General features: G+C 60.6%; 23 protein-coding genes and 1 tRNA gene. 13 read left to right on the top strand and 11 right to left on the bottom strand.

The features are described from left to right. Positions 1-13: 13 nt before the first annotated feature. Positions 14-454, bottom strand: a complete 441-nt coding sequence (locus JL2886_RS11015; RefSeq protein WP_065272044.1) for a response regulator — start codon at positions 452-454, stop codon at positions 14-16. A 764-nt stretch (positions 455-1,218) separates the two neighbouring features. Between JL2886_RS11015 and ahcY (JL2886_RS11010) the strand changes: the two genes are divergently transcribed. The 4 genes from ahcY (JL2886_RS11010) to JL2886_RS10995 all read left to right on the top strand — a co-directional run bounded on the left by ahcY (JL2886_RS11010) (position 1,219) and on the right by JL2886_RS10995 (position 7,950). After that, a complete protein-coding gene (ahcY, locus tag JL2886_RS11010) occupies positions 1,219-2,607 on the top strand; it encodes an adenosylhomocysteinase (protein WP_065272031.1) in 1,389 nt (462 codons plus the stop codon). Positions 2,608-2,823: 216 nt separating this feature from the next. Beyond that, entirely contained in the window at positions 2,824-4,920 is a 2,097-nt protein-coding gene (locus JL2886_RS11005) for a molybdopterin-dependent oxidoreductase (protein WP_065272043.1), read from the top strand. Positions 4,921-5,222: 302 nt separating this feature from the next. Beyond that, positions 5,223-5,648 (top strand): hypothetical protein, encoded by a 426-nt coding sequence (locus JL2886_RS11000; protein ID WP_065272042.1) that lies wholly within the window; start codon positions 5,223-5,225, stop codon positions 5,646-5,648. 250 nt (positions 5,649-5,898) lie between these two features. Continuing rightward, positions 5,899-7,950 carry a DEAD/DEAH box helicase gene (locus JL2886_RS10995; RefSeq protein ID WP_065272041.1) on the top strand — a complete coding sequence of 684 codons (2,052 nt, stop codon included), beginning with the start codon at positions 5,899-5,901 and terminating at the stop codon, positions 7,948-7,950. Positions 7,951-7,999: 49 nt separating this feature from the next. On the opposite strand, the gene JL2886_RS10990 is transcribed toward JL2886_RS10995, so the two are convergent. Both JL2886_RS10990 and JL2886_RS10985 read right to left on the bottom strand, forming a co-directional pair. Further along, the gene (locus tag JL2886_RS10990; RefSeq protein WP_237028359.1) at positions 8,000-8,521 is read right to left on the bottom strand and encodes a hypothetical protein; all 522 of its coding nucleotides are present in this window, start codon (positions 8,519-8,521) and stop codon (positions 8,000-8,002) included. A gap of 66 nt (positions 8,522-8,587) precedes the next feature. Next, positions 8,588-8,878, bottom strand: coding sequence for a hypothetical protein (locus JL2886_RS10985; RefSeq protein ID WP_065272040.1), 291 nt, complete (start codon positions 8,876-8,878; stop codon positions 8,588-8,590). Between the two features lie 359 nt (positions 8,879-9,237). On the opposite strand from JL2886_RS10985, the gene JL2886_RS10980 reads away from it, so the two are divergent. From JL2886_RS10980 to JL2886_RS19450, 3 genes are all read left to right on the top strand, one after another. Beyond that, positions 9,238-9,313: transfer RNA gene (locus JL2886_RS10980), tRNA-Thr, on the top strand. A gap of 65 nt (positions 9,314-9,378) precedes the next feature. Next, entirely contained in the window at positions 9,379-10,554 is a 1,176-nt protein-coding gene (locus JL2886_RS10975; RefSeq protein ID WP_065272039.1) for a DUF6538 domain-containing protein, read from the top strand. A gap of 225 nt (positions 10,555-10,779) precedes the next feature. Further along, on the top strand, positions 10,780-11,052 hold the full coding sequence (locus tag JL2886_RS19450; RefSeq protein WP_133245410.1) for a hypothetical protein: 273 nt from the start codon (positions 10,780-10,782) through the stop codon (positions 11,050-11,052). 276 nt (positions 11,053-11,328) lie between these two features. Here JL2886_RS19450 and JL2886_RS10970 read toward each other — a convergent pair whose 3' ends face one another. The 3 genes from JL2886_RS10970 to JL2886_RS10960 all read right to left on the bottom strand — a co-directional run bounded on the left by JL2886_RS10970 (position 11,329) and on the right by JL2886_RS10960 (position 15,038). Then, positions 11,329-12,888, bottom strand: a complete 1,560-nt coding sequence (locus JL2886_RS10970; protein ID WP_065272038.1) for a heme biosynthesis protein HemY — start codon at positions 12,886-12,888, stop codon at positions 11,329-11,331. Positions 12,889-12,898: 10 nt separating this feature from the next. Next, a complete protein-coding gene (locus tag JL2886_RS10965) occupies positions 12,899-14,200 on the bottom strand; it encodes a COG4223 family protein (RefSeq protein ID WP_165832718.1) in 1,302 nt (433 codons plus the stop codon). Between the two features lie 79 nt (positions 14,201-14,279). Continuing rightward, positions 14,280-15,038: a uroporphyrinogen-III synthase gene (locus tag JL2886_RS10960; RefSeq protein ID WP_237028358.1), complete on the bottom strand. Its 759-nt coding sequence runs from the start codon at positions 15,036-15,038 to the stop codon at positions 14,280-14,282. Between the two features lie 73 nt (positions 15,039-15,111). Here JL2886_RS10960 and tsaD point away from each other — a divergent pair, with 73 nt between their 5' ends. The 4 genes from tsaD to JL2886_RS10940 are packed head-to-tail and all read left to right on the top strand — an operon-like array spanning position 15,112 to position 17,864. Then, entirely contained in the window at positions 15,112-16,209 is a 1,098-nt protein-coding gene (gene tsaD, locus JL2886_RS10955) for a tRNA (adenosine(37)-N6)-threonylcarbamoyltransferase complex transferase subunit TsaD (RefSeq protein WP_065272036.1), read from the top strand. Next, on the top strand, positions 16,206-17,168 hold the full coding sequence (locus JL2886_RS10950) for an NAD(P)H-dependent glycerol-3-phosphate dehydrogenase (RefSeq protein ID WP_065272035.1): 963 nt from the start codon (positions 16,206-16,208) through the stop codon (positions 17,166-17,168). Before tsaD ends, JL2886_RS10950 begins: the two co-directional genes overlap by 4 nt. Before the next feature lies 1 nt (position 17,169). After that, positions 17,170-17,442, top strand: a complete 273-nt coding sequence (locus JL2886_RS10945) for a YciI family protein (protein ID WP_065272034.1) — start codon at positions 17,170-17,172, stop codon at positions 17,440-17,442. Next, positions 17,442-17,864 carry an EVE domain-containing protein gene (locus JL2886_RS10940; protein ID WP_065272033.1) on the top strand — a complete coding sequence of 141 codons (423 nt, stop codon included), beginning with the start codon at positions 17,442-17,444 and terminating at the stop codon, positions 17,862-17,864. The genes JL2886_RS10945 and JL2886_RS10940 overlap by 1 nt, the downstream gene beginning before the upstream one ends. 298 nt (positions 17,865-18,162) lie before the next feature. On the opposite strand, the gene JL2886_RS10935 is transcribed toward JL2886_RS10940, so the two are convergent. Further along, positions 18,163-18,504 (bottom strand): DUF2853 family protein, encoded by a 342-nt coding sequence (locus JL2886_RS10935; protein WP_065272032.1) that lies wholly within the window; start codon positions 18,502-18,504, stop codon positions 18,163-18,165. Positions 18,505-18,739: 235 nt separating this feature from the next. Beyond that, a complete protein-coding gene (gene ahcY / locus JL2886_RS10930) occupies positions 18,740-20,128 on the bottom strand; it encodes an adenosylhomocysteinase (RefSeq protein WP_065272031.1) in 1,389 nt (462 codons plus the stop codon). A gap of 185 nt (positions 20,129-20,313) precedes the next feature. Here ahcY (JL2886_RS10930) and JL2886_RS10925 point away from each other — a divergent pair, with 185 nt between their 5' ends. Next, the gene (locus JL2886_RS10925; RefSeq protein WP_065272030.1) at positions 20,314-20,910 is read left to right on the top strand and encodes an HD domain-containing protein; all 597 of its coding nucleotides are present in this window, start codon (positions 20,314-20,316) and stop codon (positions 20,908-20,910) included. Positions 20,911-20,919: 9 nt separating this feature from the next. Here JL2886_RS10925 and JL2886_RS10920 read toward each other — a convergent pair whose 3' ends face one another. The 3 genes from JL2886_RS10920 to JL2886_RS10910 form a co-directional block, all read right to left on the bottom strand. Continuing rightward, on the bottom strand, positions 20,920-22,107 hold the full coding sequence (locus JL2886_RS10920) for a glycosyltransferase family 61 protein (protein WP_065272029.1): 1,188 nt from the start codon (positions 22,105-22,107) through the stop codon (positions 20,920-20,922). Between the two features lie 26 nt (positions 22,108-22,133). After that, a complete protein-coding gene (locus tag JL2886_RS10915) occupies positions 22,134-22,688 on the bottom strand; it encodes an ActR/PrrA/RegA family redox response regulator transcription factor (protein WP_065272028.1) in 555 nt (184 codons plus the stop codon). Positions 22,689-22,769: 81 nt separating this feature from the next. Further along, positions 22,770-23,390, bottom strand: coding sequence for an SCO family protein (locus JL2886_RS10910; RefSeq protein WP_065272027.1), 621 nt, complete (start codon positions 23,388-23,390; stop codon positions 22,770-22,772). A 145-nt stretch (positions 23,391-23,535) separates the two neighbouring features. Here JL2886_RS10910 and regB point away from each other — a divergent pair, with 145 nt between their 5' ends. Next, positions 23,536-24,933 (top strand): sensor histidine kinase RegB, encoded by a 1,398-nt coding sequence (gene regB, locus JL2886_RS10905; RefSeq protein ID WP_065272026.1) that lies wholly within the window; start codon positions 23,536-23,538, stop codon positions 24,931-24,933. Positions 24,934-24,958: the final 25 nt, after the last annotated feature.

Raw genomic sequence — 24,958 nt, 5'->3', positions numbered from 1 at the left:
GCCCCTCGGCGCCTTAGCCCTCTTGGACCTCCTCGCCGCCGCAAAATTCATGCGCAAGATTGATAATCAGCCATTTGAACAGAGGCTTGGGCAGGATATCGATCATCCCCCATTCGGTGCCACGCTGGAATTTCTCCAGGTTGGCGCAATCCGACATCCCAATGATCGCAGGGCCCGCCGAACCACCCCCAAGCGCGGCAATCTTCCGGGAAATCTCCCCCACCAGATTGCCAGCGGGAAACCGGATATCCATCAGCACCAGACCATACGCCGTCCGCCGCGCCGCGCAGCGCCGAAACGCCTCATGAGGATCCGCGCACAACTCAAAAGGCACGCCCGCTTCGCACAGGAATTCCTCCAGACGAAGGCGCACCCAGGGATCATCGTCAACGGCCAGGACCGACAGCGCCGGGATGGCGCGGGTTTCTATGGTTTCGGATCTCAAAGCAGACATAACAACACCCTCCCAAAGGCCGGGTTTCTACCCACAAACGTACCAACACCCCCAGAGCCTGTCTGGGATCGGCTGCGATCTGGAAATGCGGATTTACGACGCAAGGAAGACACGCTGAGAATCCGCATTCAGATTCAGCCCAAAAGTTCACATCTGGCGGAACACGACAGATCACACCCGCTCAGGTTGTTAACCTTAACACACCCCAAGACGTTAAAACATACAAGTTATCTAGAATTAACGGCCAATTTTCTAAACATACGGAAAACAGCCCAGCAAAATAAAGCCATACCTCAGGGAACGCAACAAATCCAAAAACGATTTTTATTACAATCCAATTACTTAGCGCAATTATCAAGAACGCAAGCCAACACCTGTGCAGGAATTTTAGTCAAGTCTGAGGTGGGCACAATTTTGCTCAACTCAAAGCCATAAGCGCATATCACCGTAAATAGAATGAACGGGCCGCAACGGCCTCAATAATTTTTGCACCCGAAACTTAAGTCACCCCAGAAACCCCGCCCACCTGTCGGTGAGGAGAATATCGGCGCGCGACGTTTTCACTGCCGCAGTCACGAATCGCCGACCATCTTCGACGGAACGCCCAGACCCCTATGGGGTGCCCTGACGATCTGTGTTGGCCCCGCTTCACAGTCGTCGAAGCCGGTTCCGAAAACTGACACTCTGGGCGGTTTCATTGCTTGTAAAGCGTTGCGGTGTTAAGTGCGTGGCCAAGTTGAGGCTGAGCCAGAATGGAGTTGCCAATGGGCACGGATTACATCGTCAAAGACATCGCATTGGCCGGGTTTGGCCGCAAGGAACTGGATATCGCGGAAACCGAAATGCCGGGGCTGATGTCCCTGCGCGCGGAATACGGGGACAGCAAGCCGTTGAAGGGCGCCCGTATCGTCGGCTCCCTGCATATGACCATCCAGACCGCGGTGCTGATCGAAACCCTGGTGGCGCTTGGCGCCGATGTCCGCTGGGCATCCTGCAACATCTTCTCGACCCAGGATCACGCGGCGGCGGCGATTGCCGAGGCAGGCATTCCGGTCTTCGCTATCAAGGGCCAGACCCTGGAAGAGCATTGGGATTACCTCGACCGCTCCTTCCAGTTCGCCGAAGGTGCCAACATGATCCTCGACGATGGCGGCGATGCGACGCTCTACGTGCTGCTGGGCGCCCGCGCCGAAGCAGGTGAGGACATCATCCCGGTGCCCGGCTCCGAAGAAGAAGCCGCGATCAAGGCGCAGATCCAGAAACGCATGAAGGAAAGCCCCGGCTGGTTCACCAAGACCCGCGACGCGATCAAGGGCGTTTCCGAAGAGACCACCACCGGCGTGCATCGTCTTTACGAGCTGGTGAAACAGGGTCAGCTGCCCTTCCCGGCGATCAACGTCAATGACTCGGTCACCAAGTCGAAGTTCGACAACAAATACGGCTGCAAGGAAAGCCTGGTCGACGGCATCCGCCGCGCCACCGACACCATGATGGCCGGCAAGGTTGCCGTGGTCTGCGGCTACGGCGACGTGGGCAAAGGCTCGGCTGCCTCTCTGCGCGGCGCGGGGGCCCGCGTGAAGGTCACCGAAGCGGACCCGATCTGTGCTCTGCAGGCGGCGATGGACGGGTTTGAGGTGGTGCTGCTGGAAGACGTGGTCTCCAGCGCCGATATCTTCATCACCACCACCGGCAACAAGGACGTGATCCGCATCGAGCATATGCGCGCGATGAAGGACATGGCCATCGTCGGCAACATCGGCCACTTCGACAATGAGATCCAGGTGGCGAACCTCAAGAACCACAAGTGGACCAACATCAAGGAACAGGTGGATATGATCGAGATGCCCTCGGGCAACCGCATCATCCTTCTGTCCGAAGGGCGCCTGTTGAACCTTGGCAATGCCACCGGCCACCCGTCGTTTGTGATGTCGGCCTCTTTCACCAACCAGGTTCTGGCGCAGATCGAGCTGTGGACCCGCGGTGAGGAGTATAAAAACGAGGTCTACATCCTGCCCAAGCATCTGGACGAGAAGGTCGCCCGCCTGCATCTGGAGCGTATCGGCGTCAAGCTGACCACGCTCAGCCCCGAGCAGGCCGCCTATATCGGCGTCACCCCGGAAGGTCCCTTCAAGCCAGAACACTACCGCTACTGACCGGCCTCACAGCAGAACACCACAAAGCCCCCGCAAATCATGCGGGGGCTTTTTTGTTTTGGCTTCGATAGGGCGCAGAAACTGCGAGATGACGTTTGGTCGAAACCGGAAAGACGCGGGATAAGGCTCTGACAAGGTGACGACGGCTGGTCTAGGCTGATCCTGGTCCCTGTGGCTTTGCACGCCGCTGGACCGGGAGGAACAGGGGAGGCAGCCATGAGCGACCAAAAGACACAATTCCGGACCTGCAATATATGCGAAGCCATGTGCGGCTTGATCGTCACGCATACCGACACCGAGGTCGTGTCGATCAAACCCAACCCGGATGACCCCCTGTCGCGGGGCCATATCTGTCCCAAGGCGATTGCCCTGCAGGATTTCCGCACCGACCCGGACCGGGTGACCACGCCGTTGAAAAAGGTGGACGGCCAGTTCGTGCCGGTGTCCTGGGAAGAGGCGCTGGAATATGCCGCAACCCGGATCGAAGAGGTGCAGGAGGCCCATGGCAAGGACGCGGTGGGTGTCTATCTGGGCAATCCCAACGCGCATAAGTTCGGCAACCTCCTGACCCTGCCGCGGCTGGTCAAGGCGCTGGGGACGCAGAACCGCTATTCCTCGGCCACGGCGGATCAGATCCCGCATCACGTTGCCTCGATCCACATGCTGGGCCATCCGATGCTGATCCCGGTGCCGGATGTGGACCGCACCGATTTCATGCTGATCATCGGCGGCAATCCCCTGGTGTCGAATGGGTCGATGATGACCGCGCCGGGATTTGGCAAGCGGATGGAGGAGCTGCACGCGCGCGGTGGGCGCAGCGTTGTGGTGGACCCCAGACGCACCGAAACCGCCGAAAAGGCCAGCGCACATCTGTTCATCCGCCCTGAGACTGATGCCTTCCTGCTGCTGGCGCTGATCCATGAGGTTTTTGCGACTGGTCTGGACAGCCCCGGTGCGCTGGATCCGGTGGTGCGGGGTCGCGATGCGCTGAAACAGGCGGTGCAACCGTTCACTCCAGACCTTGCGGCAAAAATGACCGGTATCGACGCAGATACTATCCGCTCTCTAGCCCATGATTTTGCCCGCGCCGGTTCGGCGGTAAGCTATGCGCGCATGGGGGCCTCGACACAAAGCTTTGGTGCCCTGTGCCAATGGGCCAGCAATGCGCTCAATATCGTCACCGGCAATTTTGACAGCCCGGGCGGCGCCATGTTCACCACCCCAGCGCTGGATTACGTGGGTATGACCAGCCGCAAGGGTCGCGTGCGCAGCTATCCCGAGAAACGCTCGCGGGTGTCCGGCCAGCCGCTGTATAACGGTGAATTCCCTGTCTCGGTCCTGGCCGAGGAGATGGAAACTCCGGGCGAGGGGCAGATCCGAGCCATGGTCACCGTGGCAGGTAATCCTGTGCTGACTGCGCCCAACGGGCTGCGCATCGGGGCGGCGATGGAGCAGCTGGATTTCATGATGTCGATTGATCTGCACATCAATGACACCACCCGCCATGCCGATCTGATCCTGCCCGCCACCGTGGCGCTTGAAGAGCACGTTTATGATATGGTGTTCCACAGTTTTGCCGTGCGCAATACCGCTGCCTTTGCCGAGCCGGTGTTTACGCCGCCCAATGACAACCCGCAGGAGTGGGAGGTCATCGCCCGGCTGGCCGCGAGGTTGAGTGGGAGCAACAGCATCGGCCCTTCGCCGGTTGAGACGCTGACGGCGCTGTTGCCGCGCGGATACCACGGCGATCGGGTGACAACAGACGCGATGCTGGGTGCTGAGACCGGAGCGATTGATCTGGGGCCGCTCGTTGAAAGCATTGCCGATCGGCTGGAAACACCGGATGGCAAGCTGGATCTGGCGCCAGAGGTGTTCCTTGCTGACTTGCCGCGACTGCTGGCCTTTGAGCCGCCGGTCAGCGATGATTACCCGCTGCTGATGATCGGGCGTCGGCAGGTACGCAGCCACAACAGCTGGACACAGAACAGCCAGCGTCTGGTGAAGGGGCGCAACCGCTGCACGGTGCAGATGCACCCCGCCGATGCGAACCGGCTGAGCATCGAGGACGGGATGGACGTTGCGGTGCTCAGCCGTGTCGGGCAGGTCACCATGCCGGCCGAGGTGACGGATGAGATTGCACCGGGGGTTGTGTCTATCCCGCAGGGCTGGGGACAGCGGCAGGGGAAACTGACCACGGCGACCCGGGTTCAGACCATCTCGATCAATGATCTGACCGATGACACCCGGATTGATCCCATCAGCGGCAATGCGGCCTTTAACGGGGTTCCGGTGGCAGTGAAGGCTATCGCATAGGCGACAGAGCAGGCGGTATCCGGGGCCTTTTCTCGGGGCTGGACCCGGCCCCGGACCGCAGGCCAATCTGATTGGGGATACCTCGAGAAATGGGCTGTCAAATGCACAAAAGGATAGGTGCTGCTCCCTTTCTGGCCCTTTGTATCCGTTCAGTACATGTCGCCGCCAAAAGGGGGGTGCTGGCTGAACGATTGCCCATGGCCCCCTAGATTGACTCAAACCCGCTCAAAATAAAGATTGGTTTATATCGAAATCGAACGGTTTTTTAACCGGTTTTTATTCAAGCGGAAGGACGGTCTGCAATGATACAGAACCTGCTCGGACGGAAGAAAAAGGCAACGCGGCAAGAAAGAATTCTGTCCGAAATCGACCGGCTGATCTCATGGAAGAAATTGGCAGCCTGCGCTGAAACTTGCCTGGATGAAGCGCCCGACTGCATCAGGGTAAACCGGAATTCGCTGGAAAGCCTGGTTCGTATCGAAGTTCTGCACCGGTGCTTTGGTATTTCCCGCAGCGACCTGATGGTAACCGGGTCCGAGACACCAGAACAAGACGGCGCCACCGCTCTGTGCGATTCCCGGCCCGTCCTGAACGAAGACGACGTCGAAAACTTTTACAAGATTATCGCGGATTGCAGCAAACAGGACGAAATCATCAACGAGCTTGGCGCCCAGTTGGCCAAGGTTGGCGTGAGCCTGAAACAGCCGGTGTCCCTGTCACCGTCCTGAAAAACGTCAACAATCTGCGCCCTGCCGTCAGCCGCAACAGAATGTGGGCACGGCGGGTGATCGGCGTAGCGCGGTTGGCGCCAAGCTAGGCTTTACGCTGCCCCGCGCTGGCCGCATACCGGCCAGATGACAAGATAGCTATACATTCGGGTCTGAATGCCCTATACGCGGCCAATTGTCGGCACCGGCGCAGCATTTTGCGCCACCTCCCGAGCCGCCTCCGCTCCTATAGAAAAAAGCAGACCTTCCTTTGAAACAGACACTCGCTATGGCGCTGGAGCGCCGTGGATATGACAAACTTACTCCCGTTCAGGAGGCCGTGACCGATCCGGCCCTGGGCAGCGCGGACCTGTTGGTTTCGGCGCAGACCGGTTCGGGAAAGACCGTCGGATTTGGCCTCGCCATCGCCGAGGCCATTCTGGGCGATGAAGACCGTTTTGGCTCGGCAGCTTTGCCGCTGGCGCTGGTGATTGCACCGACCCGCGAACTGGCCCTGCAGGTGAAACGCGAACTCAGCTGGCTCTATGGTGAGGCCGGTGCAACCGTCGCCTCCTGTGTGGGCGGCATGGACATGCGGGATGAGCGCCGGGCGCTGGACCGGGGCGCTCATATCGTTGTTGCCACCCCAGGCCGTCTGCGCGACCATATCATGCGCGGGTCCATCGACCTGTCCGAGCTGCGCGCAGTGGTGCTGGACGAAGCCGATGAAATGCTCGATCTCGGTTTCCGTGAGGATCTGGAGTTCATTCTGGGTGAGGCCCCGGAAGAACGCCAGACGCTGCTGTTCTCTGCCACGGTTCCCCCGGCAATTGCCCAGCTTGCAAAAAGCTATCAGCGCGATGCCATGCGGATCACCACCGTCGCCGAGAAATCGCAGCACAGCGATATCGAATACCACGCTATGGCAGTGGCACCGCGCGACGATGAAAACGCCATCATCAACGTGCTGCGGTTCTACGAGGCCCCCAACGCCATCGTGTTCTGCAACACCCGCGCCATGGTGAACCGACTGGTGACACGCCTGTCTAACCGTGGCTTTTCGGTCGTGGCCCTGTCGGGTGAGCTGTCCCAGTCCGAACGCAGCCATGCCCTGCAGGCCATGCGCGACGGGCGTGCCCGCGTCTGCGTCGCAACCGATGTGGCGGCGCGCGGGATCGACCTGCCGAACCTTGATCTGGTGGTCCACGCCGAACTGCCCTCCAGCCACGAAACCCTGCTGCACCGTTCGGGCCGGACCGGTCGCGCCGGCCGCAAGGGCGTCAGCGCGCTGATCGTGCCACCGAAAGCCCGCAAAAAGGCCGAGCGCCTGTTGAAAATGGCAAAGCTTCAGGCCGAATGGGGCAACGCGCCCTCGGCCGAGGCCGTGTCGGAACGCGATGGCGAACGTATGCTGGCAGATCCCGCCTGGCACGAAGCCGTCAGTGACAGCGAACAGCCCATGGTGACGCAGCTGAGCGAAGCCTTCTCGGCAGAACAACTGGCCGCAGCCTATCTGCGGCTGTGGCGTAGCGCGCGCTCTGCCCCTGAAGAGCTGTCCGAAGCAAACGCCAAGCCTGAGCCGCGCGAACCCTTTGGTCCCAGCGTCTGGTTCTCGATCGCCGCAGGGCGCAACGAAGGCGCCGATCCGCGCCGGTTGCTGCCGATGCTGTGCCGGGCCGGTAATATCACCAAATCCGATATCGGTGCCATCCGCATCCAGCAGGACGAGACCTTTGCTGAGATTCGCGAAAGCAGCGCAGCCGGATTTCTGGCGGCGCTTGGCACCGAGATGGTGCTGGACGATGGCACCAAGCTGACACAACTGGACAGCCCGCCGAACATCCCCGCCGGACGTCCCGCAGGCCGCCCCGGTGGCCCCAGAAAGTTCGACGGACCGAAACCCGGCGGAAAACGTCCGCATCGTGGTCAGGACTCACGCCCGGATGACCGGCGCGGTGAACGGTCCTATGACAAGCCAGGCTTCGACAAATCCGATGGTCCGCGCAAACCTCGCGCCAACAAATCGGACCGGGACGAGCGCCCCCGTCACAAGAAGCACGAGCCCGCCGCCCCGCGCGAGCCGAACGCAGTGGTAACCCCGCGCAGCAAGCCTGCAAGTAAACCAGCAGGCAAGCCCGGCGCGGGCGATGCCAGCAAGAGCCTGCGCAAAAAGGACGGCGGCAAACCGCATTTCGCGACCCGCGGCCCCAAGGGACCGCCGCCGCCAAAGGGTAAGCCGAACAGCAAGAAGAACAAGGCCCGTGCGGCCCTGGCCAAGGCGGGAAAAGGCGGTTCCGCAAAACCCCGTCGGCCTAAAAGCTGATCTGAGATGACATCAGGGCAAAGCGCAGTCTTTGCCCTGATTTACAGGCTCAACGCATCTGGTGTTTGCGCAGGGCGCGGAACAGGAACATCAGGATCAGTGACAAGAAGAACAATCCAAAGAAGTCACCGATCAGGTAAACGAAGTAATCCTGGGGCGGGCTTTGGAAGGCCAGATTGCTGAGCACCGAAGACACCACGGAAACCAGAAATCCGGCAAACATGATGCTGGCCCAGCGTGGCCTGCGGCCGGAATAAGGCGACAGATCCCATCCGGCCAGTTTGATCAGGTGAAAGACGGCCGACGGAACAAGAACCGCAATCGCCATTGCAGCGATCCGGGGCGGTTCAAGAACACTGGCCCCTGAGAAGTACAGAAAAACCAGAAATACGCCGGGAAACAGGGCAATGGTTGCCCGCCACCCTAGCAGCCAGGCGGCAAGCACCTTCACCCCATGCGGAAGGAAAAGAAGGCTGGAATCGCTTTCAACGCCGGGAAAGACTCTCAATTGGATCGGCATCAGCAGTTCGAATGCGACCAGGCAAGCCAGCAGGTAGCACAGTGTAACCACTGTTGTTTCTGTCGCCAGAGCTTTCAAATCCCGTCCCCGCCTTCATCTGTGTGACGCCCCCTGTTCCTATTTGGGTGCCTTCACCAGATATCGCCCCCGGCTCGCGCTGCCGCTTTGCTCCAGATATCCTTTGCCGACCAGCGACTTCAAGGCCCGGAAAAATGTCGGACGCGACATGCTGGCCACGATGGCATGCGCCCGGATGGTGTTGGTGCGCACGCCGTCGGAGGTGTCCGGAAAGTCGCTCGCGGCGTAGTACACATCACGTTCAACCGTAGACAGCTCCTGAAGCCCCATCGAGCTTTCCATGTCGAGCATCAGTTTTCGCAACTCTGTCAGTTTGGAAATGTCAGACATAGCGTCCTGTATTAATTTTTAATGCCAAGTGTGTGTCACAAGAGTGTAATACACGAACAGCCTAAAACAGCAAATGGTATCATGTTGACACGTTATTATTGTACGGTAGTATAACTTTCGTCCGGCCGCTTTTGTTAAACCGTGAGTGGTGGCAGCCGAACGCTATTTTAGAACCGAAAAATTTTCAGGCGCGGTGCCTTCGGGTTCCGCGCCGCCTTAGTTCTTTGAAACGCTGGCGAGCGTCGGGACCCAACTATACCACCTTGCCGTCACAGCCGTTCCTGCCCTCTGGTGCCTGTTCTGCTTTGAGATTTTACCTTGCGCGGTGGGCAGTGAGGAGCTAAATGATCAGCCGCGTAGCCCCAATAGCTCAGTCGGTAGAGCAACTGTTTCGTAAATAGTAGGTCGGCGGTTCAAGTCCGTCTTGGGGCACCACCTCTCCATCCAAGGCATTGTTTTGCATCAGTTTTTTGACTGATCAAGACGAGGCGTAGAACAAATTGGAGAACATTTCAGGCAGCCATGTCTTCGTGAAGGAAGGCATCTACTACTTCATCCGCCGTATCCCGGTGGACCTCCGACAGCATTACTCGTCGGGCAAGATCTCCTACTCGCTGCGGACCAGATCCCGTTCCATCGCTCTCTCGCGGGCAAACAGGGCTGCCTGCAAGTTGGACGAGTACTGGTACCATCTTCGCACACAGGATGCGGAACTCCCTGGCAAACACCTTCTCCGGCATGGTCTGACCCGGCAGGCTCCCCTCTTAGGAGAAGACGCCTCTGTCACGACTGATGTTCTGACGCTGTCGGAGGCTGTCTTGACGTACCTGCGCCTGAAAGGTCAGGGACGCCCTGAGACCTTCCACCGTGCCGCACATAGATCCTGCGGCTACGTGATCGACGTCTGCGGAGACAAACCCCTGACAGGCTACACCAAGGCAGACGCGAACAAGTTCCGTGACGCCCTGATCAAGCGGGGACTGGCTGGCAGCAGCATTACCCGGATCTTCGGTACCGTCCGTGCGGTCTTCAACTTCGCCGTGGCAGAGGAAGGGCTGTCCACCACAGCGCCGTTTGCAAACGTCTACTATGATCGTAGCGCCGGGGTTTCTGGCCGTAGCTCCATCCCTGTGCAGGACATTCGCACCGTTCAGGGCAAATGCAAAGTGATCGACGACGAAATGCGATGGTTGGTGGCCATGGTGGCAGATACCGGCATGCGTTTGGCCGAAGCTGCAGGCCTTTTGAGGGAAGACATCTACCGGGATGAAAGCGGCGGCTGGGTCGCTCGGATTGTCCCTCACCCCTGGAGAAGCCTCAAGACCGACAGCAGCAAACGGATCGTTCCCCTAGTCGGCTCAGCAGAATGGGCAGCAGATAGGATCCATGCGCAGGAAACGGACAGCAAGTTCGCCTTCCCGAGATACAACACCACGGGGACGACCAACGGCAACTCTGCTAGTGCAGGTCTGAACAAGTGGCTCAAGGCCTACGTGCCGAAGGGAGCCACGATGCACGGTTTCCGCCACTCGATGCGGGACAGGCTAAGGGCTGTGGAATGCCCTTCTGACATCGTGGATCAGATCGGGGGGTGGCATACTGACGGCGTGGGTCATGGATACGGGAACGGCTACCCGATAGAGATACTGAGAAGGTGGCTAAATACAGCATGTTAAGCTGTTGACAGTTACCTTAACTGGGGCGGTCCTGTTACCGCGGAAATTACCTTAAGTACTTGATTTGATTCACTTTTAAAATCACCTTATGGTCACGGGATCTACTCTTCTTGGAGAAACATCCCTATGCCGAATCCGTCCTACCTGACCCAACCTCACATGGTATACTGGGGCCATCTACCATCCTTCGCTAATCCATTTCGTGAGGGGTACATCGGTGTAACCATGCAGAAGCTGCACGCTCGCGTGGCCAATCACTATTCCAATCCGACCTGTCATGCGCTGAAAAAAGCCCTTGCCGAACATGCTGAAGAAATAGAGTGGCGGCCCTTGCATACTGATTTGCCATGGTATGCTGCTTACCAGATAGAGCGGATCTATAGGCCTGAACGACACATCGGTTGGAATGCAGGCTTTGGCGGCAGCAGGCATAAGAAGCGTCGCGAAGGGTGGCTAGTGACGCCGCTTGGTTCCATTCTGTTAAAGAGTGACTACTGAACAGCACAAATGCCTTCTAGCGTTTCTACGCCTCGTCTTGATCAGTCAAAAAACTGATGCAAAACAATGCCTTGGATGGAGAGGTGGTGCCCCAAGACGGTTGTTCTATTCCCGTTACAGGCACCGTTGGCACGGCAAGCATCAGTTTTGCATGTTCAGAGCCTCTTGGGGCTCTTTCAGGCGAAAGGTCTCTGCCGTCTCACCCAGCTGAACACGAGAGAAGGCAGATCATGGGTCAGATCCGGCTGTGCGGCGCCGGGCCGCACAGTCTGGTGGTTACTTGGCGTCTTTTTCGGCCACGTCTTCAGCGTGCTCCGTGTCGCCGTTTTCCGGCTCAGCGTTCTGATCGTCCTCGGCCCGGTCATCCGCTGCGCTGACATCGTCGGAATTGTCAGGCGCATCGGCATCGATCAATTCCGCTTCGGGGATATCCCCGGCCTCCGGGGCTAAGGCAGGTTTCGCCGCGCCGGTGATCAGCGGCAGCATGTGGGCGCCCGTTGCGCTGGCGAATTCAGCGGTTTCGGGGCGCTTCCAGCTGAGCGTGTCAAAGCTGGTGCAATGTTCGCAGACCGGCGCCCATTCCGCGTGAATGTGGTTGCAGTTCTCGCAGACCCATTGTGGACCCCGCGGCGCGGTCAGCGCGCGGGTCAGCCAGCCCTGAACCACCGCATCCGGGGCACCTTCGCCCCGCTCAATCGCGGCCATCAAAGTGAGGGCGCGTGCATCCGGCGCCCGTTCGGCCAGATCGCCCAGGGCCCGGCGGGCTTCGGGGTAATCTTCGGCAACGATGTTCAACTCGGCCATCACCAAGCGAGTTTCGTCGTCATGCGGTTTCAGGCGCGCCAGCTGGCCAAAGCGCTTGACCCGCTCGGCGGCGGTTTCTGTCGGCTCGATTTCGGCAAAGGCATGCGCCAGGTCGGGGTGCGGCTGTGCCTCCCAGGCTTTTTTCAGAACCCGGACAGCATTGCGGGTCTTGCCCTTGGCGATATAGGCTCGCGCGGCCATAGCGGCGGCAGGCACGAGATCGGGCGACAGGCGGTTGGCCTCGATGGCCTGTTCGCGCTGCTCCACGGTTGCGCCTTCCTCGATCACCCCTTGGGAGGCCGAAAGCGCCAGCACCGCATCGCGCCGTTTGAACACATCGCGGGGCAGGGTGCCGGTCTTCAGCTTGGTCGCAAGCGTCTTGCGCGCCCCCGCCCAATCCTCGGCGCGGGCCTGCAGTTGCAGCAGCGTATCCTGTACCTCTTCGTGTTTCGGGCGCAGCGCCAATGCCTTTTCGGCCAGTTGCCGGGCGGTGTCGGTATCACCGTCGGACAGCTTCTGCTTCATGATGCCGCGAATGCCGACAAACCGGGTGTTCTGATTGCCCAGAAGCCGTTTATAGGCGGCAGCGGCCTTTTTGGTATCGCCAGCCATTTCGGCCGCCTGCGCGGTCAGAAGATCGGTGAGTTCGGGTTTCTCCAGATAGCGTTCGGCACGCGATGCCTTGGCCAGCGCCAGACGCCCCTCGCCCGAGGCCAGCGCCATCAGCCCGTCAGACAGCGCCTGATATCCCTTTGCCTCACGTCCCTTGTCGAAATAGCGCGACAGGGCGGTTTCATCGCCATTCAGGAACTTCAGCGTGGCGATCAGCAGCGACAGCAGTTTAAAGAACAGCCAGACGATCACGACCAGCGCAACCAGCGCCATCACGGATTGCAGCGCGCCAAGGGTGTATTCAGTGCCTGCAACGGTGATCTGCACGCCCCCGGCGGTTTCCATCAGGATCCCCGCACCCAGAGCCAGCAGCGCGACGATTGCAACAAAGACGAGGATTTTCAGCAATGACCAGAGCATGGCAGGGTCCTTATTTCGCGTTCAGGCTTTGGGCCAGTTCATCCGCTGCGGCAACCGCAGCGACCCGGCTGCGGGCAGCCGATTCCCAGTCAGCCAGGGCGGTCCGGGAGGTTTCAGGCAGTGCGTCCAGTTCGGCCAGCGCATCAGCAATCTTGCCCTGATCCACCAACGCCCCGACGCGGGACAAGACCGCATCCGGATCGTCGCCTTCGCGCGGCGCAACCGAGCGCGCGCCGAGGTGACGTTTGAGATAATCCATCACGCCGCCGGTCCCCTTGGTCTCTTCCCGCGCAGCAGCAAGGGCGCTGCGGGCGGCCGGGGTGAAGCTATCGGCCAAGCCGGTGAGCGTTGCCACACCGCTGTCGGCAGGGGAGGTCAGCGCCTCTGGCACGGTAACATCAAGGGCTGCCAACTCGTCGACAAGCCCCGCGTAGCTGGCGCCGCTATCGAGGCTGGAGCGCAGACGGGCCAGCACGGTCTGGGCGCTGGCGATACGGGCGGCCTCGGCGCTGGCCTGATCCATCTGGCGGGCCTCGGCGAGCATCTGTTCAACCTCGGCGCGCTGTGCCGCCAGGCTGTCCTGCAATTTGGCAAGCTGGGCATCCACCGCAGCGATGGCTTCTGGCGATCCGGCATCGGCCACCGGGCGTTGTTCTAGCGCAGTCAAACGCTCCACAAGCGCGCTAATCTCGGCCTCAAGCGCGTCACTTTGCGGTGCGGAGAGATCACCAACGGTGCCTTCGACAGCGTCGATACGCTGCGAAAGCGGCGCGAGATTGGGAATGGAGATCCCCTCGACTTGCGTTTTCAGCGCCGACAGATCCGAACGCAAAGCGGCCTGCTCTGCTTCGATCGCGGTGACATCAACACTGGCCGGGCGCAGGCTGGGCGGCAGGATGCTGTTCAAAACGCCGCCTTGCCCCAGGGCAAATCCGATGACAGCAGCAACAGCTCCGCCAAGGACGGCTGAGCCAAAGCCACCGCGTTTTTCGACAACGCGTTCGATCACCTGTTGCGGTTCGGCGGGCGCCGGTTCAGGGGTTTCTGCGTCTGCGTCTGCGTCCGTCTCGCTCGATGCTTCGGCTTCGGCTTCGGCTTCGGCTTCGGCTTCGGCTTCGGCTTCGGCTTCGGCTTCGGCTTCGGCTTCGGCTTCGGCTTCGGCTTCGGCTTCGGCTTCGGCTTCGGAAGTGTCCGCCGGGCTTTCTTCTTGCGAGTCAACCGGTTCCGGGGTTTCGACCTCAGTCACCTCTGATGCCGTCACATCATTGGCGTCCGACCCGGTCACATCATCCGAAGTTTTCTTGTCAGCCACGTCGGCATCTCCCTCAATTCTCACCGCTGCGACTCATGCTTGAATCCTGCGGTGCTGGCGCTCAACCCCAAGCGCGACATTACTTCCCGTGCGCGGGACCCTCAACCCGCGCCAAAGCATCTGCGGCATCACGGACCAGTGTACTCATCGCATCTGCATCGGGCGTGTTACATACCTGCAAGTCCCTGCAATTCAAGACTTTCAGTGGTTTCGCAACGGCTTCGCTCAGCGCAATCAGATGCAAATTCGACGCATCGGGACAAATCTGGGCGAAATGCCGCGCAGTTCGTGGCGAAAAAACCGGCACGATTAGCGACTGTTGCGACGTTATTGCCCGCAGCGCGTCTTCATTCAGTGGCAGCAGCTCCTGATCATAGATCACCTTCTCGCGGCAGGACAGCCCGGCATCCGTCAGGCGCTGCGCCACATCACCCCGCGTATGACGCCCGTGCAGATGCAACAAGGGCGCGGGTGGGCGCATATCCACAAGGCGGGATACCAGTTCATCGGCGGTCTGGCCCAAACATTGCGCGGACCAGCCCGCGCCGATAGCCTCCGCCGTGGTGCGCTGCCCGACACAATAGGCCGGCAGATCCGTGGAAACCTGTCCGGTCGCCGTGGCAACCGCATTGGCAGAGGTAAAGATCAACCCGCGGACGCCCTGCGTATCCGTTGCCTCCAAGGCGCCAGATAATGGCTGAACCCGCATCAGTGGCGCATAGATCACGGTAAGCCCTGCGCGTGTCTTAGCAGGCAGGTCCTCCACGAACCGGCGGGCCGAGGGCAGCGGCCGCGTCATCAGCAAACCCACGGCAGGGCCGGTCTTCGGATCCGTCACATCGCGCTCCCGGGATTGTTTGCACCTGTCATAGGTGGTAGCCCCGGCGCCAACCTGATGCAATGGTAGCACGATGACACAAACCCTGACGATCCTTGGGCTGGAAAGCAGCTGCGACGATACAGCAGCGGCGGTGGTGCGCCAGACCGGAGATACCCCGGCCGAGGTCCTGTCGTCGGTGGTTTTTGGCCAGACCGAGCTGCACAGCGCCTATGGCGGGGTGGTGCCGGAAATCGCGGCGCGGGCGCATGCGGAAAAGCTGGATATCTGCGTGATTGAAGCCTTGAAAGAGGCCGGTGTCACCCTGAAAGACCTAGACGCGGTGGCCGTCACCGCCGGGCCGGGGCTGATTGGTGGGGTGATGTCCGGCGTGATGTGCGCCAAGGGGATTGCCGCCGCCACCGGCCTGCCGCTGATCGGTGTGAACCACCTGGCGGGCCATGCGCTGACGCCGCGGCTGACCGATGGCATTGCCTTTCCCTATCTGATGCTGCTGGTGTCCGGCGGGCATTGCCAGTATCTGATCGTGCGCGGACCAGAGGATTTCACCCGTCTGGGCGGCACCATCGACGATGCTCCGGGCGAAGCCTTTGACAAGACCGCGCGCCTTTTGGGCCTGCCGCAGCCCGGCGGCCCCTCGGTGCAGGCAGAGGCGGAAAATGGCGATCCCAAACGGTTCCGCTTTCCGCGCCCGCTGCTGGACCGGCCCGATTGCAACCTGTCATTCTCGGGGCTGAAAACCGCGCTGATGCGGATGCGCGATCAGATCGTTGCGGAAAAAGGCGGGCTGACACGGCAGGACCGCGCCGACCTTTGCGCCGGGTTTCAGGCCGCCGTGGTCGATACCCTGGCCGAGAAGACCCGCCGCGCCTTGCGCCTTTATCTGGATGAAAACCCGGCATCCCCGACCGTGGCTGTGGCCGGGGGGGTTGCGGCCAATACCGCCATTCGCGCCGCACTGCAGGATGTTTGCGCCGAAGCAGGCGCCGAGTTCACCGCGCCGCCCCTGCGCCTGTGCACCGACAATGCCGCGATGATCGCCTATGCCGGGCTAGAGCGGTTCCGATCTGGTGCGCGCGACGGGTTGGACCTGACCGCCCGGCCGCGCTGGCCGCTGGATCAGAGCAGCCCCGCGCTGCTTGGCTCGGGTAAAAAGGGGGCCAAGGCATGAGTGTTTCGGTCCTGGGCGCGGGCGCCTTTGGCACGGCGCTGGCGATTTCTCTGGCGGGCAATGGGCCCGTCACGCTTTGGGCGCGCAATAACGCCCATGCCGAGCAGATGCAGACCAGCCGCCGCAATGTGGCCCGCCTGCCCGGCGTGGATCTGCCGCCAGAGTTGACCGTCACCTCGGATTTGGCCGAAGCGGCGGAAAGTGACACCATCCTGCTGTCCGTTCCGATGCAGCAATTGCGCGGGCTGCTGATGGCCGAAGGCGATGCGCTGGCGGGCAAGGCTCTGGTGGCCTGCTGCAAGGGGATCGAACTCAGCACCGGGATGGGACCGGTTTCGGTGATCCGGGATTGCCTGCCAGAGGCACAAGCCGCCCTGCTGACCGGCCCCAGCTTTGCCGCCGATATCGCGCGCGGGTTGCCCACGGCACTGACGCTGGCCTGCGAAGACCCTGCGCTGGGATTGTCCCTGCAGGAGCAGCTGACCACAGCAAACCTACGGCTTTATCGCACTACGGATACGGTGGGCGCCGAGTTGGGCGGTGCCCTGAAGAACGTGATCGCCATCGCCTGCGGCGCGGTGATCGGTGCAGGCCTTGGCGAAAGCGCCCGCGCGGCGCTGATGACCCGTGGCTATGCCGAGATGCAGCGCATGGCCCTGGCCTGCGGTGCCCGCGCCGAAACGCTGGCCGGATTGTCGGGCTTTGGCGATCTGACGCTGACCTGCAGCTCGGACCTGTCGCGCAACTACCGGCTGGGATTTGCCATTGGCCGGGGAGAGAGTTTCGATCCCTCCATCACCGTCGAAGGCGCCGCCACCGCCCGGGCCACCGCCGCCAAGGCCGAGGACATGCGGCTGGACATGCCGATCACACAAACCGTTGTCGCTTTGCTGGATGGCCGCTTGACGATTCATGACGCAACCGCTCAACTGCTGTCACGACCATTAAAAGAGGAATAAAATGCTTATAGCATTGATTGCACGCGATAAACCCGGGCATTTGGAAACCCGGATGGCGAATCGCACCGCGCATCTGGCCTATATCGAAGAGACTGGCGCCGTGGCGCAGGCAGGGCCGTTGCTGGATCAAAACGGCGAAATGGTCGGATCGCTGATCATTCTGGATGTCGAGGATATGGCCGCGGGCGAGGCCTGGGCGGCAAATGACCCCTACAACAAGGCAGGCCTGTTTGAGGCGGTCGAGCTGATCACCTGGAAAAAGGTCGTCGGCTGATGGCCTATTGGCTGTTCAAATCCGAACCTTCGACTTGGGGCTGGCAGGACCAGCATGCCAAGGGCGACGCGGGAGAGGAATGGGACGGCGTTCGAAACTATCAGGCGCGTAATTTCATGCGCCAGATGAAATTGGGCGACCGCGGGTTCTTCTATCACTCACAGAAAGAAAAATCCGTGGTTGGCATTGTCGAGGTCTGCACCGAGGCGCACCCAGACAGCACCACGGATGATCCGCGCTGGGAGTGCGTGGATATCAAGGCGGTGCGTGGCTTCACCACGCCGGTATCGCTGGAGCAGATCAAATCCGATCCCCGGCTGGAAGAGATGGTGCTGGTAAAAAGCTCACGCCTGTCGGTGCAGCCTGTGAGCGAGGAAGAGTGGCGCATCATCTGCGATCTGGGCGGAACCGATCCGGACTGAGCCTTGGCTGGGCCGCAGGACCACATTCATGGACGCTTGGTCCAAATGCCTGTTCTGAAACGAAAAAGGGAAGGCCCAGCGAATGCAGGACCTTCCCTTCACCCCGCGTGCTCCGTAGCCACCACACGCGTATGAGAAATTCGGTTCCTGCCTTCCTGGCGGGTTGAACTATAGATAGCTCAGAGAAGTTGGATTCGGCAATTCATTAGCTTCGACAATACCGTTAAAATGCGAAACGCCCCGGGTGGGGGCGTTTGCAAACTGTGTATTTTAAAGGTGTTAACTGGCTTTGGCGGGGTTAGCCGTAAACCGCTTCCTTGCCGAAATGCTTGGTCAGCATGTAGTAGAAAACCGCCCGGTATTTGTTGCGCTCAGATTTGCCATAGATCTCGACAACCTTGTTGATCGCCTCCATCAGTTCAGGCCCGTCAGCAAGACCCAGTTTCTTGATCAGGAAGTTCTGTTTGACGGTTTCCAGCTCGCTCTCCTGGCTGGAGGCAACGGTGGAGGCATCCGCATCGTAGATCGCGGGGCCGCAGCCGATGGTCACCTTGGTCAGCAGGTCCATATCCGGATCCATGCCGCATTTGTTTTTCAGATCATCTGCATATTGTGCAATCAGGTCGTCACGTTTTCCCAAAGTCTTTTCTCCCTTCTGGGGCGGACCCGGCTCCGGATCCTTCCGGTCACATAATGGCCAGGATCAGCTTAAGGGCAGAACGCGACAGGGCAACGGGAATTTTTGCAATCCTGCCTCAAAGCCAGGCCTTTGCTGTCCGGGGGCAGGGAACCGGCACCGATCCGGTCTCTGCCTTGTAACAAAAAAGCCCCCGCATGATTTGCGGGGGCTTTGTGGTGTTCTGCTGTGAGGCTGGTCAGTAGCGGTAGTGTTCCGGCTTGAAGGGACCTTCCGGGGTGACGCCGATATAGGCGGCCTGCTCGGGGCTGAGCGTGGTCAGCTTGACACCGATACGCTCCAGATGCAGGCGGGCGACCTTCTCGTCCAGATGCTTGGGCAGGATGTAGACCTCGTTTTTATACTCCTCACCGCGGGTCCACAGCTCGATCTGCGCCAGAACCTGGTTGGTGAAAGAGGCCGACATCACGAAGGACGGGTGGCCGGTGGCATTGCCGAGATTCAACAGGCGCCCTTCGGACAGAAGGATGATGCGGTTGCCCGAGGGCATCTCGATCATATCCACCTGTTCCTTGATGTTGGTCCACTTGTGGTTCTTGAGGTTCGCCACCTGGATCTCATTGTCGAAGTGGCCGATGTTGCCGACGATGGCCATGTCCTTCATCGCGCGCATATGCTCGATGCGGATCACGTCCTTGTTGCCGGTGGTGGTGATGAAGATATCGGCGCTGGAGACCACGTCTTCCAGCAGCACCACCTCAAAGCCGTCCATCGCCGCCTGCAGAGCGCAGATCGGGTCCGCTTCGGTGACCTTCACGCGGGCCCCCGCGCCGCGCAGAGAGGCAGCCGAGCCTTTGCCCACGTCGCCGTAGCCGCAGACCACGGCAACCTTGCCGGCCATCATGGTGTCGGTGGCGCGGCGGATGCCGTCGACCAGGCTTTCCTTGCAGCCGTATTTGTTGTCGAACTTCGACTTGGTGACCGAGTCATTGACGTTGATCGCCGGGAAGGGCAGCTGACCCTGTTTCACCAGCTCGTAAAGGCGATGCACGCCGGTGGTGGTCTCTTCGGAAACGCCCTTGATCGCGTCGCGGGTCTTGGTGAACCAGCCGGGGCTTTCCTTCATGCGCTTCTGGATCTGCGCCTTGATCGCGGCTTCTTCCTCAGAGCCGGGCACCGGGATGATGTCCTCACCTGCTTCGGCGCGGGCGCCCAGCAGCACGTAGAGCGTCGCATCGCCGCCATCGTCGAGGATCATATTGGCACCTTCGGCGAACTGGAAGGAGCGGTCGAGGTAATCCCAATGCTCTTCCAGGGTCTGGCCCTTGATGGCGAAGACCGGAATGCCTGCCTCGGCAATCGCCGCCGCCGCGTGATCCTGGGTCGAGAAGATGTTGCAGGATGCCCAGCGGACATCGGCGCCAAGCGCCACCAGGGTTTCGATCAGAACCGCGGTCTGGATGGTCATATGCAGGGAGCCGACGATACGGGCGCCCTTCAGCGGCTTGCTGTCCCCGTATTCCGCGCGCAGGGACATCAGCCCCGGCATTTCGGTTTCCGCGATATCCAGTTCCTTGCGGCCAAACCCGGCCAATGCGATGTCTTTGACGATGTAATCCGTGCCCATTGGCAACTCCATTCTGGCTCAGCCTCAACTTGGCCACGCACTTAACACCGCAACGCTTTACAAGCAATGAAACCGCCCAGAGCAGAGGGTTGCCCCAGACCAAATGCCACGCAATTCAGGATTTGCACGCTGGGTGCCAAGCGGCTAGGCACAGGTGAAACCTCTGTAAGAGCCGGACCCGACCGATGCCTCCAAAACCTGCCCGCGCCTGGCAACGCATGCTGTCAGGGCGCCGACTGGATCTTCTGGATCCCACGCCCGTCGACATTGAAATCGAGGATATCGCCCACGGGCTGGCCTTTGTGGCGCGCTGGAACGGGCAAACCAAAGGTGATTTCGCCTATTCGGTGGCCGAACATTCGCTGCTGGTCGAGAGCTTGTTCACCCGTCTTTATCCCAAGGCGCCCGTGAAATGGCGCCTGGCCGCGCTGCTGCATGATGCCCCGGAATATGTGATAGGCGACATGATATCCCCGGTGAAGGCAGCAGTCGGTCCCGGGTATGAGGATCTGGATCAGCGGCTGACTACGGCCATCCATGTCCGTTTCGGCCTGCCCGCCGCCCTGCCAAAAACCATCAAGTCCAAGATCAAGCGCGCCGACAAGATCAGCGCCTGGATGGAGGCGGTGCAGATTGCCGGGTTTTCGGAGGCCGAGGCCAACAAGTTCTTTGGCCGCATCGACCCGCAGATCACGGGCGATCTGTCTATCGACCTGCGCCCGCCGGTCGAGGTGCGCCGTGATTTTGTCAGCCGACATGCAGAGCTGCTGGCGCAGCTTTAGGCCACTACCTCAGGCGTTGGCGGTTTTGGCCGCCCGCCTGGCCCGACGGGCGCGGCGCATTTCGCGGATCCGCTGCTGTTTGAATTCGGGCGATTCCACGAAACGGTCGCTGCCGCCAAGCCCCTTTTCGACAAGGATCTGTTGCCGCTGATCGTCGCTCAGCACCGGCCATTTCGCATCAGCAGAGATGAATCCATGCGTGGCAAGAGCCCGGCCGATCACCGAATGGTCGATCTCGCCAAAGCTGTTGCGGCTCGACTTTGGCTTGTTGACCGGCACCCATTCAGTGCGAAGCGCGCCAATCACCAGCGGATTGCATTTGCAGAAATGCGCTACATTCATCGCCAGCAGATTATTGGCGCCGGATTGGCGCCGCAGGACCATCGCGACCTTCTGATCCGGCCTTCCTACCATGGCAAAGAGATGCAGCGCCGAGCCATCCGCCGCGATCACCTGCCGCGCCGCCTTGTAGCGGGCCAGCTGCTCGGTCAGGCTGTGGTCCTGCGGATGAAAGATCTCATAGCCTTCGGCCTGAAGCAGCTCTTCCATCTGCTCTTCGCCCAGAAGACCGCCCTTACTGAGGCCCAGTTTCGAACGGGAGATATAGAGCTTTTCAGGGCCTTCAGGGGTCACATCCCGGGCAAAGCGGCTGTGCACCGCATTGCGGAACTTGCGGGTACCACGAGTGATATGGCCAAGGCCAAACCCCTGCCCTGGCACCACCAGTTCCTCAACCCGGGTCGGTTCAGCCGCAACCCGGATTGGCAGGCCCGGCGCAAAGAGATTGATGAACTCGCGCTGAAAGCCGCGCGTTTCATCGCCCACAGCCGGGCGTTTGGGGATGAACAGGATGCCGTCCACCGGCTGATCCAGATGTGGCAGCGCCCAGAGCCGGGACGAGCTTTCCACCAGGAAATGCCCGAAATGCGCCCAGAGCACCCCGCCCCAGAGCCAGCGCCCCGGCAGGGTTGCGTTGACCTCACTCGGCGGGTCGGGCTGCACGGTGATCGGGCGGTATTTGCGCCAGAGCGCGGCCTTGGCGCAGTAATCACCAGAGGCAGTCAACACGCCGGCCTTTTGCACCAGCGCACTGTCGACCGGCGGGATCACGCAGGCACCGCGCAGGGTCTCAATCTCCTCGGACCAGCCCCCGTCGGGCAACGGCTGATCTTCGGGTCCGGCGCCATGCTCTGTCATGTGTGGTCCTCGCCTGGGGGTTGCCTTTACTTGGGGCTGCGTTTGGCGAGGATCCGCTGCAAGGTCCGCCGGTGCATGTTCAGCCGCCGAGCGGTTTCGGACACGTTGCGGTCGCAGAGTTCATAGATGCGCTGAATATGCTCCCAGCGCACGCGGTCCGCGCTCATCGGGTTTTCCGGTGGCGGCGGCAGTTCATCCGCCGAGGCCAAGAGCGCATTGGTGATATCGGTCGCATCCGCCGGTTTCGACAGGTAATCGGTGGCGCCGATCTTCACCGCAGCAACGGCGGTGGCAATGGCGCCATATCCGGTCAGCACCACAACCCGGCTGTCGGGACGTTTTTCTCGGATCACCTCGACCACATCCAGACCGTTGCCATCCTCCAGCCGCAGATCGACAACCGCATACGCTGGGGGCCGGGCGGTGGCGATGGCGCTGCCAGCGGCGACAGATCCGGCGGTCTCAATCTCGAAACCGCGCTTTTCCATCGCTTTGGCCAGGCGGCGCAGAAACGGTTCATCATCATCGACCAACAAGAGCGATTTGTCGGGTCCGATGTCCCTTTGCGTCGCTTCGACCATGCCCGCTCCTCCGCGTTCGTTCAGCAAATTCTTGTTTTGGATATTAAACGCCGGGTGGCAAAGGTCAAATGCCAGACACCGTTACATGTTATCAATGAAACAGCCGATCTTGTCTGCCACCTGCTCGGGCGTCTCATCGCGGCGGAAGAATTCGACGAAACCGTCCTCAGGCAGCACCAGATAGGCAAAGGTGGAATGATCGACCAGATAATAGTCCTCATCCCCGTCCTGTTTCTTGTAATAGGTCTTGTAGGCCTGGCTGGCCGCCTTGACCTGCTCGGCCGATCCGGTGAGACCGATCATCTTTTCATGCATGTTGTAGGCAAAATCGCCAACCACCTCGGGGGTGTCGCGGTCCGGGTCGATCGAGATGAACACCGGTGTCACGCTGTAACCGCGTTCATCCAGCACATCGATGGCCTCGGCGTTGCGAGACACATCCAGCGGGCAGACATCGGGGCAGAAGGTGTAGCCAAAATACAGCAGCGAGGGTTCGGTGATGACATCCTTGTCGGTGACCGTCTCACCCTTGGAGTTGACCAGTTCGAACGGCCCGCCAATGGTGTCTGCGCCACCGGCAATCTTACTGCTGCGGCACTGGGCGAATTTGTCATCGCTGTCCCCTGGGCGGGTCAGGAACCAGGTGCCGCCGGCAAGAGCAGCAATGAATAGGGCAGCAAGAAGGGCATATAGGCGGGTCATGTGATCACACTTTGCGAACGGGAAGGGTTGTTGATCGTTTCGGGCGCGAGACCTATCAAGAAACTCAGCCGATGCAACTGCACACGGCGTCACACCGCCGATCGGCGCGGGAACGTGATAATGCGCCGCAGATCAGGAGGCCCAGATGAGCGAGACCCAATTCGGCCTGATGCATGGCCAGGAACGCAGCCACTGGATCCGTTTGCGGACCCTGATCCTGCTGCGCTGGGTAGCCATCGCCGGGCAGATCATTGCGATCCTGGTGGCGCAGTACATGTACAATCTGCAACTGGTGCTGCCGCTGTGTTTTCTGGCGGTCGGCATCGCGGTTACCGGAAATCTTGTCGCCACCCTGATGTTCCCCGAAAACAAGCGCCTGTCGGAATTCGAAAACTTCCTGATGGTGCTGTTCGATCTGATGCAGCTGGCGTTTTTGTTGAGCCTGACTGGTGGTCTGCACAATCCCTTTGCCCTGCTGGTTCTGGCGCCGGTGACGATTTCCGCCGCCATGATGGGGCTGCGCTCGACGCTGATCATCGGCGGCACCGCCATCATGCTGGTGACGTTGATGGCGGAATTTCATATCCCACTGCGCACCGAACAGGGGTTCCTGCTGCGGGTTCCGGATGTCTTTGTCTTTGGCAACTGGACCGCCATCGTCATCGCCATCCTGTTCATCGGGTTCTATTCCTTCCGGATCAGCACCGAGATCCGCAGCATGTCGGACGCGCTTTCTGCCACCCAGCTGGCCCTGTCGCGTGAGCAAAAGCTGACCGACCTTGGCGGCGTGGTCGCTGCCGCCGCGCATGAACTTGGCACGCCGCTAGCCACCATCAAACTGGCCAGCGCAGAACTGTTGGACGAGCTGGACGACCGCCCCGACCTGCGTGAAGACGCAGCCCTGATCCGCGAGCAGGCAGACCGCTGCCGCGACATCCTGCGCAGCATGGGCCGGGCCGGCAAGGACGACTTGCATCTGCGCCAGGCGCCGCTGTCTACCGTCATCCACGAGGCGGCCGAACCCCATATGGACCGCGGCACGACGGTCGTTTTTCACGAAGCCCCGCTTGAGGACGGCAGCCTGCAGCAACCCACCATCCTGCGCAAACCCGAGATCATCCACGGTCTGCGCAACCTGGTTCAGAACGCGGTGGATTTCGCAGGCAGCACCGTCTGGATCGACGCCGCCTGGGACGACGAAAAAATCGAGGTTCGGATCAGCGACGACGGGCGCGGGTTCCCCTCTCAGATGCTGGGCCGGATCGGCGATCCCTTCATGAAACGGCGGCGCAGCGGATCTGATCGGCGCAAACGCCCCGGTTACGAAGGCATGGGGCTGGGGCTGTTCATCGCCAAAACCCTGCTGGAACGCAGCGGCGCCAACCTGCGGTTTACCAATGGATCGGCCCCGCTTCCCGGACTAATACTGCCAAAAGAACGCCGGGGTGCCATCGTCGAAGTCTCCTGGCCGCGTGACAAAGTCGACGCGCTCAAGGGCGAAAATGCCGTTCCAACCGGGAAAAACCAGAGAATTGAAATTTAACTGTTCACTTTTTAGCAACCAATTA

The sequence above is a fragment of the Phaeobacter gallaeciensis genome (genome assembly GCF_001678945.1).
Classification (GTDB): Bacteria; Pseudomonadota; Alphaproteobacteria; order Rhodobacterales; family Rhodobacteraceae; genus Phycobacter; species Phycobacter gallaeciensis_A.
Note: the sequence above shows the minus strand (reverse complement) of the source record. Positions and strands in the feature narration are given on the sequence as shown.

Excerpts from the sequence above, each read along its gene's own strand:
- JL2886_RS11015 (WP_065272044.1), bottom strand. The coding sequence starts at position 454 with ATGTCTGCTTTGAGATCCGAAACCATAGAAACCCGCGCCATCCCGGCG.
- ahcY (WP_065272031.1), top strand. The coding sequence starts at position 1,219 with ATGGGCACGGATTACATCGTCAAAGACATCGCATTGGCCGGGTTTGGC.
- JL2886_RS11005 (WP_065272043.1), top strand. The coding sequence starts at position 2,824 with ATGAGCGACCAAAAGACACAATTCCGGACCTGCAATATATGCGAAGCC.
- JL2886_RS11000 (WP_065272042.1), top strand. The coding sequence starts at position 5,223 with ATGATACAGAACCTGCTCGGACGGAAGAAAAAGGCAACGCGGCAAGAA.
- JL2886_RS10985 (WP_065272040.1), bottom strand. The coding sequence starts at position 8,878 with ATGTCTGACATTTCCAAACTGACAGAGTTGCGAAAACTGATGCTCGAC.
- JL2886_RS19450 (WP_133245410.1), top strand. The coding sequence starts at position 10,780 with ATGCAGAAGCTGCACGCTCGCGTGGCCAATCACTATTCCAATCCGACC.
- JL2886_RS10970 (WP_065272038.1), bottom strand. The coding sequence starts at position 12,888 with ATGCTCTGGTCATTGCTGAAAATCCTCGTCTTTGTTGCAATCGTCGCG.
- tsaD (WP_065272036.1), top strand. The coding sequence starts at position 15,112 with ATGACACAAACCCTGACGATCCTTGGGCTGGAAAGCAGCTGCGACGAT.
- JL2886_RS10950 (WP_065272035.1), top strand. The coding sequence starts at position 16,206 with ATGAGTGTTTCGGTCCTGGGCGCGGGCGCCTTTGGCACGGCGCTGGCG.
- JL2886_RS10945 (WP_065272034.1), top strand. The coding sequence starts at position 17,170 with ATGCTTATAGCATTGATTGCACGCGATAAACCCGGGCATTTGGAAACC.
- JL2886_RS10940 (WP_065272033.1), top strand. The coding sequence starts at position 17,442 with ATGGCCTATTGGCTGTTCAAATCCGAACCTTCGACTTGGGGCTGGCAG.
- ahcY (WP_065272031.1), bottom strand. The coding sequence starts at position 20,128 with ATGGGCACGGATTACATCGTCAAAGACATCGCATTGGCCGGGTTTGGC.
- JL2886_RS10925 (WP_065272030.1), top strand. The coding sequence starts at position 20,314 with ATGCCTCCAAAACCTGCCCGCGCCTGGCAACGCATGCTGTCAGGGCGC.
- JL2886_RS10920 (WP_065272029.1), bottom strand. The coding sequence starts at position 22,107 with ATGACAGAGCATGGCGCCGGACCCGAAGATCAGCCGTTGCCCGACGGG.
- JL2886_RS10915 (WP_065272028.1), bottom strand. The coding sequence starts at position 22,688 with ATGGTCGAAGCGACGCAAAGGGACATCGGACCCGACAAATCGCTCTTG.
- JL2886_RS10910 (WP_065272027.1), bottom strand. The coding sequence starts at position 23,390 with ATGACCCGCCTATATGCCCTTCTTGCTGCCCTATTCATTGCTGCTCTT.
- regB (WP_065272026.1), top strand. The coding sequence starts at position 23,536 with ATGAGCGAGACCCAATTCGGCCTGATGCATGGCCAGGAACGCAGCCAC.